Genomic DNA, 991 nt, shown 5'->3' with positions numbered 1-991 from the left:
TCTCCCGCCGCTCCCGCTCCGTGAGCATGTTCAGCTCGGACAGCCGGGCCCCCGGCGCAGCCGCCACCGACGCCGCCAACGTCGCGAAGTGACCAGCCATCCGCTCAACCGTCGCCCGCTCGAACAGATCCGTCCGGTACTCCAGCACCGCGCGCAGTCCGTCCGCCGACTCGACCGCGGTGAGCGTCAGGTCGAACTTGGCGACACCCCGCTCGATCTCGACCGGCTCGGTCCGCGTGCCCGCCAGCTCCCAAGCCTGGTCTTCCGCGCCTCCGGGCGCCTGGAGGACGAACATCGTCTGGAACAGCGGGTTGCGGGACAGGTCGCGGTCGGGGGCGAGTTCCTCCACGAGGCGTTCGAAGGGCAGGTCCTGGTGGTCGTAGGCGCCGAGCGCGGTGTCCTTCACCCGGCCGAGGAGCTCCGTGAAGGCGGGGTCGCCGGACAGGTCGGTGCGCAGGACGAGGGTGTTCACGAAGAAGCCGATCAGGTCCTCCGTCTCCGCGCGGTTGCGGCCGGCGATCGGAGTGCCCACCGCGATGTCGTCCTGCCGGCAGTAGCGGGCCAGGACGATCTGGAACAAGGACAGCAGCGCCATGAACAGGCTCGCCCCCTGCCCGCTCGCCGTCGCCCGCAGCGCGTCCGCCACCTCCGACGGCACCGAGAAGTACACGGTGTCGCCCTCGGCGCCCTCCCGCTCGGCCGGCCTCTGGTGGTCGGTGGGAAGCTCCAGGGCCTGCACCCCCGTGAGGCGCTCACGCCAGTACGCCAACTGCCTCTCCAGGAACTCGCCGCTGAGCTGCTCCCGCTGCCAGGCGGCGAAATCCGCGTACTGGACCGACAGTTCCGGCAGCGACGCCTCACGTCCGGCGACAGCTGCCCCGTACAGCTCACGCAGTTCGCGGGCCAGGATCCCCGAGGACCAGCCGTCCGACACGATGTGGTGCAGCGTGACCAGCACGTACTGGTCGTCGTCCGCGACGCGCACCACGTC

1 protein-coding gene is annotated in these 991 nt (G+C 70.8%); it reads right to left on the bottom strand.

The genetic code is table 11. The annotated features are described in order from the left end of the window. On the bottom strand, positions 1-991 hold a 991-nt coding region (locus tag K7G59_RS34345), incomplete at both ends, for a condensation domain-containing protein (RefSeq protein WP_225840660.1).

The organism is Streptomyces sp. NK08204, from assembly GCF_020400585.1.
Lineage (GTDB): Bacteria > Actinomycetota > Actinomycetes > Streptomycetales > Streptomycetaceae > Streptomyces.
The sequence above is the reverse complement of the archived record's forward strand: the minus strand, read 5'-3'. Positions and strand labels throughout refer to the sequence as shown.